This window comes from Bradyrhizobium sp. 613_E4_N2_2, from assembly GCF_052075995.1.
Classification (GTDB): Bacteria; Pseudomonadota; Alphaproteobacteria; order Rhizobiales; family Xanthobacteraceae; genus Bradyrhizobium; species Bradyrhizobium barranii.
In genome coordinates this window covers 5,594,553-5,610,176 of sequence record NZ_CP197234.1, presented here as the reverse complement: position 1 = coordinate 5,610,176, position 15,624 = coordinate 5,594,553, and the positions used below count along the sequence as shown (strand labels likewise).

General features: G+C 61.8%; 15 protein-coding genes. All 15 read left to right on the top strand.

Going from position 1 to position 15,624, the window contains the following annotated elements; all coding sequences use genetic code 11:
* The first annotated feature begins 17 nt into the window (after nt 1-17).
* The 15 genes from AB7290_RS27185 to AB7290_RS27115 all read left to right on the top strand — a co-directional run bounded on the left by AB7290_RS27185 (nt 18) and on the right by AB7290_RS27115 (nt 15,584).
* Nucleotides 18-386 carry a TrbC/VirB2 family protein gene (locus AB7290_RS27185; RefSeq protein ID WP_244623463.1) on the top strand — a complete coding sequence of 123 codons (369 nt, stop codon included), beginning with the start codon at nt 18-20 and terminating at the stop codon, nt 384-386.
* Entirely contained in the window at nt 383-640 is a 258-nt protein-coding gene (locus AB7290_RS27180; RefSeq protein ID WP_028146772.1) for a VirB3 family type IV secretion system protein, read from the top strand. Before AB7290_RS27185 ends, AB7290_RS27180 begins: the two co-directional genes overlap by 4 nt.
* On the top strand, nt 634-3,225 hold the full coding sequence (trbE, locus tag AB7290_RS27175; protein WP_085404895.1) for a conjugal transfer protein TrbE: 2,592 nt from the start codon (nt 634-636) through the stop codon (nt 3,223-3,225). Before AB7290_RS27180 ends, trbE begins: the two co-directional genes overlap by 7 nt.
* 37 nt (nt 3,226-3,262) lie before the next feature.
* On the top strand, nt 3,263-4,012 hold the full coding sequence (trbJ, locus tag AB7290_RS27170) for a P-type conjugative transfer protein TrbJ (RefSeq protein WP_085404894.1): 750 nt from the start codon (nt 3,263-3,265) through the stop codon (nt 4,010-4,012).
* Between the two features lie 11 nt (nt 4,013-4,023).
* A complete protein-coding gene (gene trbL, locus AB7290_RS27165; RefSeq protein WP_085404893.1) occupies nt 4,024-5,196 on the top strand; it encodes a P-type conjugative transfer protein TrbL in 1,173 nt (390 codons plus the stop codon).
* A 3-nt stretch (nt 5,197-5,199) separates the two neighbouring features.
* A complete protein-coding gene (trbF, locus tag AB7290_RS27160; protein ID WP_085404892.1) occupies nt 5,200-5,904 on the top strand; it encodes a conjugal transfer protein TrbF in 705 nt (234 codons plus the stop codon).
* 11 nt (nt 5,905-5,915) lie between these two features.
* Nucleotides 5,916-6,926 carry a P-type conjugative transfer protein TrbG gene (gene trbG / locus AB7290_RS27155; protein ID WP_094184489.1) on the top strand — a complete coding sequence of 337 codons (1,011 nt, stop codon included), beginning with the start codon at nt 5,916-5,918 and terminating at the stop codon, nt 6,924-6,926.
* Entirely contained in the window at nt 6,923-8,206 is a 1,284-nt protein-coding gene (locus tag AB7290_RS27150; protein WP_085404890.1) for a TrbI/VirB10 family protein, read from the top strand. Before trbG ends, AB7290_RS27150 begins: the two co-directional genes overlap by 4 nt.
* A 3-nt stretch (nt 8,207-8,209) precedes the next feature.
* A complete protein-coding gene (locus tag AB7290_RS27145) occupies nt 8,210-8,416 on the top strand; it encodes a DUF2274 domain-containing protein (RefSeq protein WP_028159856.1) in 207 nt (68 codons plus the stop codon).
* A gap of 423 nt (nt 8,417-8,839) precedes the next feature.
* Nucleotides 8,840-9,442 carry a hypothetical protein gene (locus AB7290_RS27140; protein ID WP_085404889.1) on the top strand — a complete coding sequence of 201 codons (603 nt, stop codon included), beginning with the start codon at nt 8,840-8,842 and terminating at the stop codon, nt 9,440-9,442.
* A gap of 20 nt (nt 9,443-9,462) precedes the next feature.
* On the top strand, nt 9,463-10,146 hold the full coding sequence (locus tag AB7290_RS27135; protein WP_028159854.1) for a hypothetical protein: 684 nt from the start codon (nt 9,463-9,465) through the stop codon (nt 10,144-10,146).
* 291 nt (nt 10,147-10,437) lie between these two features.
* Nucleotides 10,438-11,499 carry a hypothetical protein gene (locus AB7290_RS27130; RefSeq protein WP_441254199.1) on the top strand — a complete coding sequence of 354 codons (1,062 nt, stop codon included), beginning with the start codon at nt 10,438-10,440 and terminating at the stop codon, nt 11,497-11,499.
* Between the two features lie 9 nt (nt 11,500-11,508).
* Entirely contained in the window at nt 11,509-13,641 is a 2,133-nt protein-coding gene (locus AB7290_RS27125; RefSeq protein WP_144030849.1) for a carboxypeptidase-like regulatory domain-containing protein, read from the top strand.
* Between the two features lie 15 nt (nt 13,642-13,656).
* A complete protein-coding gene (locus tag AB7290_RS27120; protein WP_049826461.1) occupies nt 13,657-14,757 on the top strand; it encodes an aminotransferase class I/II-fold pyridoxal phosphate-dependent enzyme in 1,101 nt (366 codons plus the stop codon).
* A complete protein-coding gene (locus AB7290_RS27115; RefSeq protein WP_080669658.1) occupies nt 14,754-15,584 on the top strand; it encodes a peptidoglycan-binding protein in 831 nt (276 codons plus the stop codon). The genes AB7290_RS27120 and AB7290_RS27115 overlap by 4 nt, the downstream gene beginning before the upstream one ends.
* Nucleotides 15,585-15,624 lie beyond the last annotated feature (40 nt).

The following is a 15,624-nucleotide window of genomic DNA, read 5'->3' as shown; positions in this document are numbered from 1 at the left end:
TCCAGGGAGACTGCAAGATGCTGACTCAACTGCGTCCATACCTGCGTCCGTGCCTTCGCTGCCCGCGGACGCGCGGACTTCGTGTCGCGGAACTGACCGCGACGGCCACTTGCTTTCTCCTAACCGCTTCGTCGGCGCATGCGGCCGGGTCGGGCATGCCATGGGAGGCACCGCTCGAGCGCATCCTCGAATCCGTGCAGGGGCCCGTGGCCAAGATCGTCGCGGTCATCATCATCACCGTGACAGGCATCTCGCTCGCCTTCGGAGACACCTCCGGGGGCTTCCGAAAGATGGTCCAAGTCGTCTTCGGCCTGTCGATCGCTTTCGCCGCCAGCTCGTTCTTTCTCTCGTTCTTCTCGTTCGGCGGCGGTGCGTTGATCCCATGAGGGCAGATGGATTCGAGCTCGTACTTCATCGTTCGCTCACCGAGCCAATTCTGATCGGCGGCGCGCCACGCGCCGCCGCCATCCTCATCGGCACGCTATCGGCGGTGCTGGCGCTCGGCCTGCGGCTCTGGCTTCCAGGCCTCTTGCTCTGGATCGTCGGGCACAGCCTTGCGGTCTGGTTCGCCAAGCGCGATCCGGCCTTCGTCGAAGTCACCGTCCGCCACACCAAGCACAAGGGCTGGCTCGCATGTTGAACTTGAGAGAATTCCGTGGCCAAGCGCACCGCCTTGCCGATTGGTTGCCATGGGCATGCCTGGTCGCGCCGGGCGTCATTCTGAACAAGGACGGCAGTTTCCAGCGCACGATTCGTTACCGAGGTCCCGACCTCGACAGCGCGACAGAGGCTGAGCTGATGAGCGTAACCTCACGGGTCAACAACGTCCTGAAACGGTTCGGGTCGGGATGGGCGTTGTTCTTTGACGCCACGCGCGTCCAGGCTTCCGAGTATCCGCGCTCGCAGTTTCCGGATGCGGTGTCTTGGCTCATCGATGAGGAACGACGAGCAGCGTTCGAGGGAGCCGAAGGCATTGCTTGGGAAGATCCGTCGCGGCCACGTGGACAGCACTTCGAGAGCGTGCTGCACTTGACCTTGATGTACCTGCCGCCGGCTGAGCGGGTCTCGCGGCTCGAGGGGCTGTTCCTGGAGCGGCCGAAGGACGGAGAAAGTGCGACGACCGGCGATACGCCACGCAATCGTGGCAGGCATCTCATCCACTCCGACTTGCCAGAACAGCCAACAAACGGCGGCGATGGACAATCCCCCGGGACCGAAGGTCGCCGGAGCTTGCCGCGAGGCGAGCAGGGCTATTGGGAGCATCTCCAGCGGTTCATCCAGGAGAGCGATCGCGCAATTGACCTGCTCTCATCAGTTTTGCCAGAAATCTGGCCGCTCAGCGACGCTGAGACGCTGACCTATTTGCACGGCTGCATTTCGACCAAGCGGCACCCCGTCAACGTTCCCGAGATTCCGGCCTATCTCGACTGCTTCCTCAGCGACGAGCCTCTCACCGGTGGTTTATCGCCGGCGATCGGCCGAAGCCATCTTCGCGCGCTGACGGTGCTCGGCTTCCCGTCGGTGACCTTTCCAGGCCTGCTCGACGAGTTGAACAGGCTCGGCGTTCCCTATCGCTGGGCCACCCGGTTTCTGCCGCTCGATCGGACTCAGGCGAACGCAACACTGTCGCGGTATCGCAGGCAGTGGTTTGCCAAGCGAAAGTCGCTCGGTGCGATCTTGAAAGAGGTCATGTTCAACGAGCAAGCTGCACTCCTCGATACCGATGCCAGTAACAAAGCGCTCGACGCCGATGTCGCTCTCTCCGAACTGGGGGACGACCTGGTCGCATTCGGTTACATCACGACAACGGTGACCGTCACCGACGAGGATGCTCGGCAAGCTGACGAGAAGATCCGGTCCGTCGAGCGGGTGATCAATAGCCGAGGCTTTACGGTCATCCGCGAGAGCGTGAATGCGGTGGAAGCCTGGCTCGGCAGTCTTCCGGGGCAAGCCTACGCCAATATTCGTCAGCCGATCGTCCATACGCTCAATCTCGCTCATATGTGTCCGCTCTCGGCGGTATGGGCTGGACCCGCATGGTGTGAGCACCTCGACGGACCGCCGCTTTTGATCGCGAAGACCAAGGGGGCCACTCCGTTTCGGCTCTCGCTACATGCCGGCGATGTCGGGCATACCATCATTGTTGGCCCGACCGGAGCCGGCAAATCGGTGCTACTCTCGATGCTCGCCCTTCAATTCCGGCGATATCCCGGGGCCCAACTCATTACCTTCGACAAGGGCCGCTCCGCGCGTGCCACGACGCTCGCCTTGGCGGGAGCCTGGTACGAATTGGGAGCCAAGGCCGGCATTGCCTTCCAACCGCTGAAGGATGTTGCGGAGGAGGGGGCGCGGCTCTGGGCGCTGGACTGGCTCTGCGGTGTGCTCGCCCATGAGCAGGTCGAGGTCACACCCGAAGTTAAGGAGGCGCTCTGGTCCGCGCTCAAGAGCCTTGGTTCCGCGCCTGTGTCCCAGCGGACGATGACCGGTCTCGTAGCCTTGCTTGCGCGCGACGCACTGCGGCAGGCGCTACAGCCATACACGCTCGAAGGACCATACGGGAGATTTCTTGACGCGGATGCGGATCGTCTGTCCGGCGCCGACGTGCTCACCTTCGAGATGGATGAGCTGATGGCGTTGCCAGGCCTGGTCGCGCCCGTTCTCACCTATCTCTTCCATACCCTCGAAGGTCGCTTTGACGGCCGGCCTACGTTGCTTGTGCTGGACGAAGCGTGGCTCTTTCTCGACGATCCGCTCTTCTCAAGTCGCATTCGGGAGTGGCTCAAGACATTGCGCAAGAAGAACGTTGCCGTCATTTTTGCCACCCAGTCACTCGCCGATATCGCCGAAAGCCAGATTGCGCCGGCGATCATCGAGTCTTGTCCGACCCGGATCTTTCTACCTAATCCCCGCGCGCTTGAGCCGACTCAAACGGAGACCTATCGCCGGTTTGGCCTGAACGACGCGCAGATCCGCTTGATCGGGGAGGCTTTTCCCAAGCGCGACTACTACCTCCAGTCCCGTGCCGGAAACCGCCTGTTCGAGCTCGGCCTTGGACCGGTGGCGTTGGCTCTGGCTGCAGCTTCCTCGTCCGAGGACCAGCGGGCCATCGAGACGGTTTTGTCCCGGTCCGGACCCCATCACTTTGCCAAGCGCTATCTCGCAGAGCGGGACCTGCACTGGGCTGCCAATCTCATAAGCACCTTCGAACGGGCGCTGTCGTCCTAGCGCGCCATACATCCCAGCCAATGCCTTGGAGTGACCAATGCTACGATCCCGCTCGCGCGGACTCGTCTCGCGCCCGATTCTTGCCGCCACCGTTCTTCTCTCCGTCACTGTCGGAGTTGAAGGGCTTGGCCGGGCAAATGCCCAGTCCATCGTCTACGATCCCTGGAACTATAGTCAAACGCTGCTCAGCGCCGCTCGTGCGCTCGACCAGGTCGACAATCAGATCAGAAGCCTCGAGAACGAGGCGCAAATGCTGATCAATCAGACGCGCCACCTCACGAGCCTGCCAAGCAGCGTCGTGGGCCAGCTCACGAACACGATCAATCGGCTCAATGGCCTAGTGGCGCAAGCGAAGGGCATTTCGTTCGACGTCGACAAGGCGCGTAACGATTTCGAGCGTCTCTATCCACGCCAGTACAACGCTTCGTCTTCCTCCAATCTCATGGTGCAGGACGCGACGTCTCGCTGGGACAACACCTATGAGGGGTTGAAGCAAGCGCTGGTAACACAGGCGACAATCGCCTCAAGTCTTGACGAAGATGGGCAGACCCTTCGCACTTTGATGGCGAATTCCTCCGCCGCCGTCGGATCGTTGCAGGCGCAGCAATCGAGCAATGAATTGCTCGGCCTCCAGACCAAACAGACGTTGCAGGCGCAGATATTGCTCCTGACCCAAGCGCGAGCGGAGACGTTGCGGGCGGCAGAACAGCAGGCTTCCGTGGCCGTTGCGCAGGAGCGCTTCACGCGCTTCATCGGCGATGGCCAGGCTTACTCCGGCGGAAAGTAGGAGAGGGCACCATGGCTGATCTCTCTGTCATCGATCGCTTCACCGAGACATTCTCCCGCTACATCGACTCCGGGTTCGGACTTCTGTCGGGTGACGTTTCGTTCCTGAGTTCGACCCTGATCGGCATCGATGTAACGCTTGCCGGACTTGCATGGAGTCTGAAGGCCGACGACCATATCATGGTCACGTTGGCCAAGAAGGTTCTCTACGTTGGAGCCTTCGCGTTCATTATCGGAAGTTTCAAGAATATTGCTGATATCGTCTTCGCTTCCTTCTCCAGCATTGGGTTGAAGGCGTCCGGCGGCGCGCTCACCGCGGCCGACTTGGCTCGCCCGGGCTTTGTCGCAGCAGCGGGCTTTACAGCAGCTCATCCACTTCTGGAGGAGACCGGCCAATTCTCTGGCTTCGACGTCCTGACTAATCTGCCGACGATCTTGATCCTCTTGTTCTGCTGGATCCTGATCGTGCTCGCCTTCTTCGTGCTTTCCGTGCAGCTGTTCGTCACGCTCATCGAGTTCAAGCTGACGACGCTCGCAAGCTTCATCCTGGTGCCATTCGCGCTGTGGGGAAAGACCGCCTTTCTGGCGGAGAAGACGCTCGGCAACGTGGTCGCGTCGGGTGTGAAGGTGATGGTCCTCGCGATCATCGTCGGTATCGGCTCGACCATCTTCGGCCAACTGTCTGACACATTGACGCGGCCAATCGACATCGCGTCGGCCATGAGCCTGCTACTTGCGGCCTTGTCATTGTTCGGCCTCGGCATCTTTGGGCCAGGCATCGCCGCCGGCTTGGTGTCAGGCGCCCCTCAGCTTGGCGCGGGCGCGGCGGCTGGAACGGCCGCGGGCGCTGCGGCGGTCGTTATCGGAGGTGGCGCGGTTGCGATGGGTGGTCTGCGCGCCGCTGCGAGCGGCGCCGGCGGCTCAGTCGCTGCGGTCCGCTCTGCAGCTTCGCTATCAGGGACGGCCTCAGCCAGCGGTACCTCGGCTCAGACCTTGGCCGCAGATCAAATCCCGGGCGCAGGAAGTGGTGGCGCGACTGGCGGCGGAGCCTCTTCCGGGAGCGCTCGTTCGCCAGCGACGCCAAGTCGAGGGCAAGCGAGAGAGGCGGCCCAGGTTGCGGCTCATACCTTGAAAGAGGGTGACAGAGGCGCGCATTCGTCGGGTCCAAAGCTGGGGGAGGAATAGACCATGGCAGCTCACCCCTTTCAGCGCGCATCCGTGCGATATGGCGAGACGCCTGAACCAGTCACCACCTACCAGAAGGCAGCCCAGGTCTGGGACGAGCGTTTAGGCTCGGCTCGCGTGCAGGCTAGCAACTGGCGGCTAGCTGCGTTGGTGGCCATCGGTCTCTCCGGCATGCTCGGTTTGACGATCTTTGCTCAAATTGCTCGATCCGGCGTCGTCCCTTACGTGGTCGAGGTCGATCGGCTCGGCGAAGTCCGCGCGGTCGGTCCAGCGCTCGAGGCGTATCAGCCGTCGGACGCACAGATCGCGCACTTCCTGGCGCGATTTATCGAGAACGTTCGCTCGTTGTCGATTGACCCTGTCATCGTCCGGGCGAACTGGCTGCGAGCTTATGACTTTGTCACCGATCGCGGCGCGCAGGCTCTCAACGATTATGCGCGAGAAACCGATCCCTTCACGAAGATCGGGTCCAAGACCGTGACCGCCGAAGTCACGTCAGTCGTTCGTGCCTCCAGCGATAGCTTCGAGATCCGCTGGAAGGAGAACACCTACGAGAACGGCACAATCTCAAAGACAGAGCGCTTCACCGGGCTCGTTACGACGGTCCTCAAGTCACCCTCGGATGCCGAAACGCTGCGGAAGAACCCGCTCGGCCTTTACGTCCATTCCCTCAACTGGTCGCGTGACCTCATCGGAGACGCAAAATGAAATCTGTTGTCATGACCAAGCTCGCGTCGGCCAGCGTCCTGACGTTGTCACTCCTGCTCGGCGGTTGTGCCACCAAGCTCAACCTCGAGGCGCCATACGACGAGATGACATTCGAACGGGGCTTTCCGGAAGCGGAACCGGCGAAGCCAGTTGCGGTTGTTGAAACGCCCAAGGTCTTGCCGCTACCCGGTCAGTTGAAGCCCTATCCGACCAAAGGGACCAAGGACGAGAAGCTGCCTCCTGAGCAGGCGATCGCGAAGGCGAACAAAGAAGCCAGGATGGAGCCCACCAAGGCCGGATATATCAACGCGATCCAAGTCTATCCCTGGACGGAAGGCGCGCTCTACCGGCTCTACGCCAGTCCTGAGAAGGTCTCGACGATCGCGCTTCAAGCCGGCGAAGAGCTGATCGACGTCTCAACCGGCGATACCGTTCGCTGGGTCGTCGGCGATACCGCCAGCGGGCAGGGGACCGCCCGACGGGTGCACATCCTGGTCAAGCCGACACTTCCGGACATTCAAACCAATCTGGTCGTCCTGACCGACCGGCGCGCCTATCATCTTGAGCTCGTCTCCACGAAACAGACCTATATGGCCTCGATCTCGTGGACTTACCCAACAGATACCCTCGTTGCTCTTCACAAGCAGAATGCCGTCGCTCAGGAGAATGAGGAGCGGGTCGCGGATCGAGGTGTACGGCTCGATAGCCTGAATTTCCGCTATCGCATCGAGGGGGATGATCCGCCATGGCGCCCGTTGCGGGCGTTTGACGATGGCCGCAAGGTCTACATCCAGATGCCGTCTGGTCTGTCCCAAGGCGAAGCGCCACCCCTGTTTGTTGCCGGCGCCGATGGTCGGCCGAACCTCGTCAATTACCGAGTTCGCGGCTCCTACTACATCGTCGAGCGGATGTTTGGCGCCGCGGAGCTTCGCCTCGGCGAAAATCCGCAGCGGACCGTGCGGATCATCCGCATCGACGCTCGGCCGGTGTCCCAGAGCTTCAGCACCGGGAGCGCCTCATGACGAACGGTTCAATCCAGGATCCGCCAGAGCCTCTCGAACTGCGCGCGCGGCCGCGGCCTATCCGGCGTCTGAACAGGCGTGCGTTGATGATCAGCTGCGCCGTCGCCGCGCTGTTCGTTGCGGGAGCGGTCATCGTCGCACTCCGTCCGCTGCGAGTGTTCAAGTCGGCTGATCGGGCTGAGCTCTACAACACCGACCGGAAGCAGACAGCCGAGGGCCTCAGCAAGCTGCCGAAGTCATACGAAAACCTCACCCCATTAACACCTCGACTCGGGCCACCGTCGCCCGGGGACATAGGTCGCGCCTTTGCCGAAAATGAAAAGAAGGCGGGCGTGGGTCTGGATGGAGGCTTCCGGACTAATCCGGAGGAGGACGCCGAGAGAACCGAGCGGATCCGACAGACGCGCATTGCCCAGCAAGCCAAGGAGTCCGGTCTGTTTGTCAGGCTGTCGGAGAAGCAGGAGAAGCGAAAGCAGATCGATACGTCCGACGTGCCGGCAGCTACCACTTCCGCCTTCAGACCGGTGACAGCTGACACCGGGCCTTCGGCCGCTGATCTAGCCAAGACGGCTCGGGCCATGGTCGATCGGTCCAGCGAGATTATTCCGTCTTCGCAGGCGCGAAAGCTGGCCTTCGTGGCGGCAAAAGCCGACACAGAAACCACCAATCCCCATGGGCTTCAACCAGCTCCATCAACCTATGCCGTCATGGCGGGATCGATCATTCCGGCCAGCCTTGTGACTGGCCTGAATTCTGATCTGCCGGGCGCCACGATCGGCCAGGTGACCGAGAACGTCTATGACACCGTGTCGGGTGAGCATCTTCTTATCCCCCAGGGAACTAGGCTCGTGGGCAAGTACGATAGCGTCGTCGCCTTCGGCCAGAAGAGGGCGCTGGTCGTGTGGGCACGTCTCATTCTGCCGAACGGCAATTCGATTGTGATCGAGAACTTACCGGCCACGGATGTCGCGGGCTATGCCGGGCTCGAAGATGAGGTGGACTTTCATACCTGGCAATTGCTGAAGGGGGTGGCGCTCGCGACTTTGATCGGTGTCGGGACGCAGCTGTCGCTCAGCAATGACGAGAGCGATCTCGTGAAGGCGCTGCGGGAAAGTGCGCAGCAGACGACCAATCGCGCCGGTCAGCGACTGGTGGAGCGCGAGCTCGATGTGCAGCCAACGATCACAGTCCGACCGGGCTGGCCGTTGAGGGTGATTGTTTCGAAGGATTTGGTGCTGAAGCCGTACTCGAACCTTCAGGCAGCGGCGAAGGGGAGGTGAGGGATGAAGCTTGCAAAACTTCCTGATCGGACGCCGGTAAAGATGAGCGTTATTTTCACGCCGGGCCTCGCGCAGAGGCTACGAGAGTATGCCAACTTCTATGCGGAAACCTACGGCAACAGGGAGGAGGTGGCCGACTTGATACCGTTCATCCTCGAGGCATTTCTTGATAGGGATAAAGCCTTCAAGCGAATTAAGAGTGATGCCTAGTTGCCGTTCGTTGAATGACGAGCCCGACGCTCGAGGAATGCAAGCGCCGATCTGACGCTCGTGGCTCCATTTTCAAGTTCCTGCAGCAACTCTTCAAGTTCAGACTTCTTGCGGTGACAATCGCTGCACCGGATGGGTCTGTGCTGTCAGGGTGCCGTGAGTCAGAATTCTGGGAACGTGCCACTGGGAGTAACCCATTGAAATCTATGGTGGGCGCACAAGGGATCGAACCCCGCACCGAGCACGCTTCATAAGCGAATCCGGTTTCGCCAAAACACGATCTTTCTTGCCGCGCGCGAAATTCGCTTCGCCTCTCACTGCCGAAAGCCGCAGTATTTCATTCACTCCGATCTGGCACGCCGCTTGCTCCACTATCCACAAAGATAGGTCGCCAGCTGACCATGGGCAAGTTGGAGCGCGCGCATGAACCGCCGGCTCGTTGATTACAACCCAGAAGGTTATGGCACTGAAGGCGAAGCGCTGCTCTTCGGCGCTATCCAGCGCCGGCCTACAGTCGGATCAGCGGAATTTGCCGAGCTCGAGCTTGCGAGCGCATTTCTGGACACAGGCAATCCTACCGAACTTGGCGTGCTGATAGATCGACTGATCCGATATGGGAGTATCAAAGCCGGAAATCCGATCCGCGATCAACTTGCTCGCGCTCTTGGCACATGTCTTGTTCCCAAGGCGTCGGCGATCCGGGGACTACTGAGCACTCACGAAATCATTCTGCCTGGCAGTCAAGCCGAATTGGCGGCCGAAAGCGCCGAACGCATCTTCGGCGCCGAACTCGAGGGCTTGAGCGGTGAGGATCAGGAATTCGAGACCGCGCGTCTCTTCGTGCGGTTTGCGCTGGAAGCTGCGGGCGTTGCGGCTAGAGCGCGTCCTGGGCACAGCCCCGCTGTCGTCGCGGCCTTCGCCGAGCGGACTGCCGCGCGCCGCTACGCACCAGGCCTGATCGGCACAGTCAAACCGAACTATCCCGGCTTCAGATTGCGTCGGGCCGTTCGTCGTACCTTCGTATGATGCCAACTGAGGAGATCACCATGCACGACATCGATCGCACGCAGCTCGAATACAGCCAAGAGGCGGGTCCATTCCAGCAGGAGGAATTCGAGCTCCAGGAGTTCGAGTTAGGAGCGATGGCTGGCGAGATGAGCGAGCAAGAGGAGATCCAGCTCGCGCACGAGCTTCTGGCCGTGAACAACGAGCAGGAGCTCGAGCAGTTTCTCGGAAGTTTCATCAGGCGCGCCGTGAGCACGGTAGGCCAGATTGCCAAGTCGCCCATCGGTCAGGCGATCGGGGGCGTGCTCAAGAGCGTTGCCAGGAAGGCCCTGCCGATGGCGGGAGCGGCGCTCGGCGGCTACATCGGCGGACCGCTCGGTGCAAAGATCGGCAACGGACTGGCCAACGCCGCGGGCAAGGCGATCGGACTCGAGCAGGAATTCGGCGAGAGCGAGGAATTAGAATTCGCCGGCGCGCGGCAGTTCGTTCGCCTGGCCTCCAACACTGCCCGGCAGGCTGCCGCCGCTGCTGCGGCCGGCGCCGATCCACGCCTTGCCGCACAAAGTGCAGCGCTTGCGGCCGCTCGCAAATTTGCTCCCGGCCTCGTCGGTTGGAGTCCAGGCACGGGCGGTGTCGTGGGTATGGCAGCGCCCCTTATGGGACATCGACCAAAGTCGGGCCGCTGGCTGCGTCGCGGCCACCAGATCGTGCTGTTCGGGGTGTGAGGCGTCATGACCATCGTTCCGCTCGCCGCCCGGTTGCTCGAAGAAGAGGCTCGCGCGCTCATGACTCGCCTCGATCGCATCAAGCCTTTCGCGTTGCTCGAGCCGATGGTTCCGGCAGCCAGCCTTTATCCAAATGCGCAATCGGCGATCGAGCAGGCCATGGTCGAAGGGCGGCGAGAGCTGCGGCGTCTCATCCGCGGCTTCCTCGCCTGGCTTGGAAGATCGAAATCGGTTGCAACGGCCGAACAGGCACAGCGCCGTCTCGCGATTCTGCGCTTGCGGTTTCACGCTGTGCTCAACGAGTTCGACATGTTCAGCGACGCGATTACGCAGAGGAGCGAACAGGACAACGGAACGTGGCTCTCCGGTCTCGACATCGTCGCCGCTGATGCTCTCAGCATGCCTGGTCAATTCTACGAGTTGCCACCGATCATCTGCTATCTCGACCGCGGCCCGGGAGCAGCCATTCGGCGCGCTCGCACGCGACTTCCGGGGGGCTACTGGAATCCGGTTGCCCTCATCAAGGTGCCCCGCGAGCGCATGGTGGGGAGCGGGATTGCAGCTTCACTTATCCACGAGGTGGGCCATCAGGGCGCCGCCCTGCTCGATCTCGTTCCGTCGCTTCGGGGCGCGCTGCAGGGATTGCAACGCACGGACACTGCCAATCGCGACATGTGGGCGGTATGGGAGCGCTGGATTTCCGAGATCGTCGCGGATTTCTGGTCGGTCGCGCGCGTCGGCGTCATCGCGACACTCGGACTCATCGGCGTCGTCAGCCTGCCGCGTGCGTTCGTCTTCCGCGTCGATCTCAACGATCCTCACCCTTCGCCATGGCTGCGCGTCAAGCTCAGCGCGGCGATGGGACAGGCGCTCTACCCGGATCCGCAATGGGCGCGTCTCGCGGCGCTTTGGGAGGAGCTTTATCCTCGCAAGGGGCTCGATCCTGAACGCGGGGCGCTATTCGAGCGCCTCGAAGCACTCATGCCGGCATTCGTCGCGCTGCTTGCGGGCCACCGTCCCGCCAAGCTCCGCGGCCGCACACTGCCGGAAGTATTGACGGTTTCGAGCCGTGCTCCGACCGAACTCACGCGATTGTTCTCAGCATGGTCCGAGGCGCCGGCTGAAATGTATCGCGCACGCCCAACGCTGGTCTTCGCAGTGCTCGGACAGGCGCGCGCCGACGGCCGTCTTTCGCCCGAAGACGAGAGTGTGCTGATCGGCAAGCTGCTCACATTCTGGGCGCTCAAGACGGTGCTCGACACCAGCTACGAATGCGCCCTGATGAGCGGGCGTTTGCGGCAATCGCGTGCGGCCGCCCGTCAACACGAATCCCACAGTCTGACCATCCACTAGGAGGATGAGATGAGCGAGAAACAAGGAAACGTGATCATTTACGTGCTCGGCACCGTCGACTCCTTTCCCTTCGCGCTGGTCGAGGCGGATGTTGAGATCTTCAAGATCGCCGACGGGGCGGCCGATGCCACCGGACCATCCCCCAGCAGAGTCTCCAAGAAACCACCCCAGGGAGAATGCATTAGCAAAGGGACGACAGATAGTGACGGACGTTACAGCACTCCCCTGCCAGCAGGAACCTACCAGGCGCGCGCAACGTTCGCAGGAGGAAAAGAAGTCTCGTCGACTCCATTCCACATCTGCGGAGACGACACGATCGAAGCGACGGTGCAAGTGCCGCAACTGGCGGGGTTCAAGGTCGCCGTCTCAGAGATGCATTGTCGAGCTGATTACGCGGAAGGTAGTCTCTGCAACCTGCACTTCGGGAAACCGACGTGGTTCAGAGTCACCTGGCCCTCCGGTAGCCCCGTGACGACGGTCGCCGTTTTCGCGAGCGGCGCAACAGTCAGCCCTGCGCCTCCGCCGCCAGGAGCGAGCGTCCAAGATCATGAGTATTATGCTGCTGTGCTTCCCACAGCATCGCAATTTGCGTACCTGCTCGGGGCTGCATCCACCGGTTCGGCTCCGGCTCTGACCAGTCTACAGTCTCGTCCAGGAGTCCTCGCGCCATCTGTTAAGCCGCCGCCCATCACGTCTGTGCAAGGCGACCTTTCCATTTCCTTGAAGCGCTCCGCCAGCTCCCAAACCAGTGATCTCGCGCTTTCGTCCATGATCCGCCGGGCTTCCGATGCCCTCTCGTTCGATCGCTACATGGACTTCATGAACTGGATATTTTGCGGCGATGGAAGAAACGACAGCGCTCTCACGACGTCTTATAGTTCGAAGCTGGCTCAGCTCGACCGCAGACGCTTCCTGCCGTTCACCGATACCGACGGCTATCGAAACATCAAGGCGGCCACCGAAGCATTCGTGATGGCCAATTGCTGTATCTACGACCTTGAGACGGACGAGGCGTCGTATATCGCGGATCACGTCGCCGTCGATCTGACAACGGATCCTATGGCGTTGCTCACCGACTACACCAAGCCGGACGGGTTTCTTCCGTACCTGGCGGTGATACGGGCCAAGCTCGTGGATGAAAGGCTCAAGAACTCGGATATCGGCGACTTGCGGCTTCGCAACAAGAGCACATGGCCGCCCCATGGTACCGGCAGCGATCCTGTAGCCGCCTGTTACGGCGTCCTGCGGGAGAAACTCACCTGCCCGTGCCTGCATGAGCTGATCTGGTCGTACTGGAACGAGGAGGGCATGCTGGTCCAGACGATCAACGCAATCACCCGTCGGTTCCAGAACATGCGAGGTCCGCTGCCAAACGATCCGCTCGCCAATCTCGAGGTCGATCCGCTGCGGCCGTTGAACAACTTGATCTGGGGTTGGATACAGGATGAGCAGCATCGGCTGAGCGTGGTCCGCCGCAATTACGAGTACGATCACCAATATGGGCTGCGGCTGGCCGGCAAGGCGGTCAACAATGCGCGCACGGCGGACAGCCGGTCGAAGTTTCTGGAAGCGTTCCACACGCTCCTGAGTACGCTTGCGGCCTTCTACAAGCGGGACGACGACACCACGATGGTGGCCGACGGATTCCCGGTGCTCAACGCGCTCAAGGAGGCGCACTTAATCCTGTCGCAGGGCGCGCACAACCAGTTCGGCGACCTGCCGTCGACCGCGCGCATCGAGATGCTGATGCTACAGTGGATCCTGGCGCGCCCGGAATTCCGCGAGTTCATTCCGACGCGGATCATGGTCGCCTACCCGGAGCCGTGGATGGATCGGGTCGATGCCATGAAGAAGCTGCAGGGCTGGACCGACACCAGCGTGCTGCATTTCCGCAACCTGGCGATTTTCGGCGAGGAGATCGTCCTCGGGGTTCGCTATGGCAACTGGAACAGCATCTACGAACCGGTGAGCGCGGTGAACTGGGCGCGATACTGGCGCCCGCAAGTCCAGGGATACCTTCACGCCTACCGCTCGGTTACCGGAGTCGATCTCTCTGTCGATGTTACCAATGCGCGGATCGACACCACGATGCCATCGGTGCATCTCGTGAAGCGCTTGTCAGAGCAGCGTCAAAGAGTCTAATGCCAGGGATGTGCCATGCCGGACTTCACCTCGGCGCTGTATCTCGGATTCGCCCATCCGAGCGCCTCGCTCCCGCCCTGGGAAGCATTGACCCTTGGTCGTCCAGCCGCGCTCGCAGAGTCGGCTGGTGGCCGAGCGTTGGCGCAGGAATTGACGCGGCTCATCGGCGGTGAAGCCGGCCTTCTGTATCCATCGACGTTGCATCTGTTTCGGGATTTGTTCCAGGTCGCAGCCCCAAAGGGCACGCTGATCTTGTTCGACGGGGCATCTTATCCGATCGCGCGCTGGGGCGCGGATGGCGCGGCAGTCAATGGAATTCCGATCGAGACTTTCCCACATCGTGATCTGATTGCGCTGGAACGGCGCGTGCGACAGGCGCGACGCGCGGGGCAACGGCCGCTGATCGTGGTCGACGGCCTCTGCCCGTCCTGCGGCCGGCCGGCGCAATTGCCCGCGCTTGCGCGTCTTGCCGCCGACGCCGGCGGGCGTCTCGTGATCGATGACACCCAGGCAATTGGCGTGCTCGGACGCGAGCCTTCGCCGATAGCGCCGCTCGGCATCGGCGGTGGCGGAACACTCGCGTGGTATGGCCTTCGCTCTCAGGCCACGATCGTGGGAGCATCGCTCGCCAAGGCGTTCGGCGCACCGTTCGCGATCGTGAGCGGCGCGTCGACAATCATGAAGCAGCTTGCGCGCGAAGGGCAGACACGCATCCATACAAGCGCGGCGTCGGCAGCGGATGTCGCAGCGGGGCAAAACGCGGTCACCATCAATCGAGCGCAGGGGGAGGGGCGGCGCGCGCGCGTCGTGCGTCTCGTGGAGCAATTGCGGAAGGAGCTGGAGAAACTGGGCCTGCAGTCGCGCAGCGAGCTACCGATTCCCGTGCAGGCAATCGCGATGCCGTCCCTTCGCGTGGCCAAAGCGGTGCTCGCGTCCCTGGACGAAGGCTGCATCTACGGGCTCGTGACCAGATCGTGCCTGGGCGGCCTGCCGAGTCTTACCTTGTTGATCACAGCGCGCCACACGACTGCCAACATTTCCCGCGCCGCGGCGGGGCTTGCCCGTGCCATGGACGCAGCCTCGCGGGCTTATCATCAGAGAGTGGAGGCCGCATGAGTATGACAGCCGAAATGTTCGAGGTCGAACCCTTCCGGCACGAGCTTGAGGCCGGGGCGCGATCCGCTCGCGGCGTGCGGAGCATGTCGCGACGTCCAGTTTCCAAGCCGTGGCCGTCATTCCGAAAGCGACGCATTCTACGCACCCCATCGATTTACGGCGGATGGGGAGGAGCGGCGCCCGACAGCGCCGCAGAACCGCAGGCGGAACCCGAGCCGCCGCCATCGGCCGGATCGCCGGAATATGTCCGCTGGCTGCAAGCTACGCTCAATCGCGCGATTGGCGGGACCCTCCCGATGGATGGCGTCATGTCCCCGGCCGTGCGCGATGCGATCCGAGAGTTTCAGCGCAACAACCAGCTGCCCGCGAGCGGCTATATCGGTCCGGACACCGAAGCGGCCCTGCGGCGCGTAGGAGCCGGCTCCGAAAGCGAACAACCCGAGTTCGAACGGGAGACCGGATCGGGCGACGATGTTCTAGCGGTGGATGCCGCACTGTCGCGGAGCAAAGCGCTGCCCATCCGGTTTGTCCTCAAGGCACTTGGACGACCACCGGTCCCTGGGCTCTATCGCTTCTTTGCCGCCGATGGACGGTTCTACACCGGTATGGCGACCGATCTTCGTCGACGCATCATCCAGCACCTGTGGTGCCTCTCGCATTTCGGCATGGAGACCAAAAACCATCGGCTCGTACTCTGCCGAATGCCGGGCAAGACCAGCGAGCAGATTCGCAGCATCGAGGCTGCGATCAATAGGTACCACAAGAACAACAGCCTTCGGCTGAACAGGACCACCGAACTGGAGTTTATCCAATTGAGCAGGCTCTGACGGCTTGCTCCGGCGACAGTGCAAATCGCGTCGAGACAAT

Bases quoted from the DNA above. Each gene is read 5' to 3' on its own strand.
- AB7290_RS27145 (WP_028159856.1), top strand. From the start codon at position 8,210: ATGAAGCTTGCAAAACTTCCTGATCGGACGCCGGTAAAGATGAGCGTT.
- AB7290_RS27180 (WP_028146772.1), top strand. From the start codon at position 383: ATGAGGGCAGATGGATTCGAGCTCGTACTTCATCGTTCGCTCACCGAG.
- AB7290_RS27150 (WP_085404890.1), top strand. From the start codon at position 6,923: ATGACGAACGGTTCAATCCAGGATCCGCCAGAGCCTCTCGAACTGCGC.
- AB7290_RS27115 (WP_080669658.1), top strand. From the start codon at position 14,754: ATGAGTATGACAGCCGAAATGTTCGAGGTCGAACCCTTCCGGCACGAG.
- AB7290_RS27185 (WP_244623463.1), top strand. From the start codon at position 18: ATGCTGACTCAACTGCGTCCATACCTGCGTCCGTGCCTTCGCTGCCCG.
- AB7290_RS27120 (WP_049826461.1), top strand. From the start codon at position 13,657: ATGCCGGACTTCACCTCGGCGCTGTATCTCGGATTCGCCCATCCGAGC.
- trbF (WP_085404892.1), top strand. From the start codon at position 5,200: ATGGCAGCTCACCCCTTTCAGCGCGCATCCGTGCGATATGGCGAGACG.
- AB7290_RS27135 (WP_028159854.1), top strand. From the start codon at position 9,463: ATGCACGACATCGATCGCACGCAGCTCGAATACAGCCAAGAGGCGGGT.
- AB7290_RS27140 (WP_085404889.1), top strand. From the start codon at position 8,840: ATGAACCGCCGGCTCGTTGATTACAACCCAGAAGGTTATGGCACTGAA.
- trbG (WP_094184489.1), top strand. From the start codon at position 5,916: ATGACCAAGCTCGCGTCGGCCAGCGTCCTGACGTTGTCACTCCTGCTC.
- trbL (WP_085404893.1), top strand. From the start codon at position 4,024: ATGGCTGATCTCTCTGTCATCGATCGCTTCACCGAGACATTCTCCCGC.
- AB7290_RS27125 (WP_144030849.1), top strand. From the start codon at position 11,509: ATGAGCGAGAAACAAGGAAACGTGATCATTTACGTGCTCGGCACCGTC.
- trbE (WP_085404895.1), top strand. From the start codon at position 634: ATGTTGAACTTGAGAGAATTCCGTGGCCAAGCGCACCGCCTTGCCGAT.
- trbJ (WP_085404894.1), top strand. From the start codon at position 3,263: ATGCTACGATCCCGCTCGCGCGGACTCGTCTCGCGCCCGATTCTTGCC.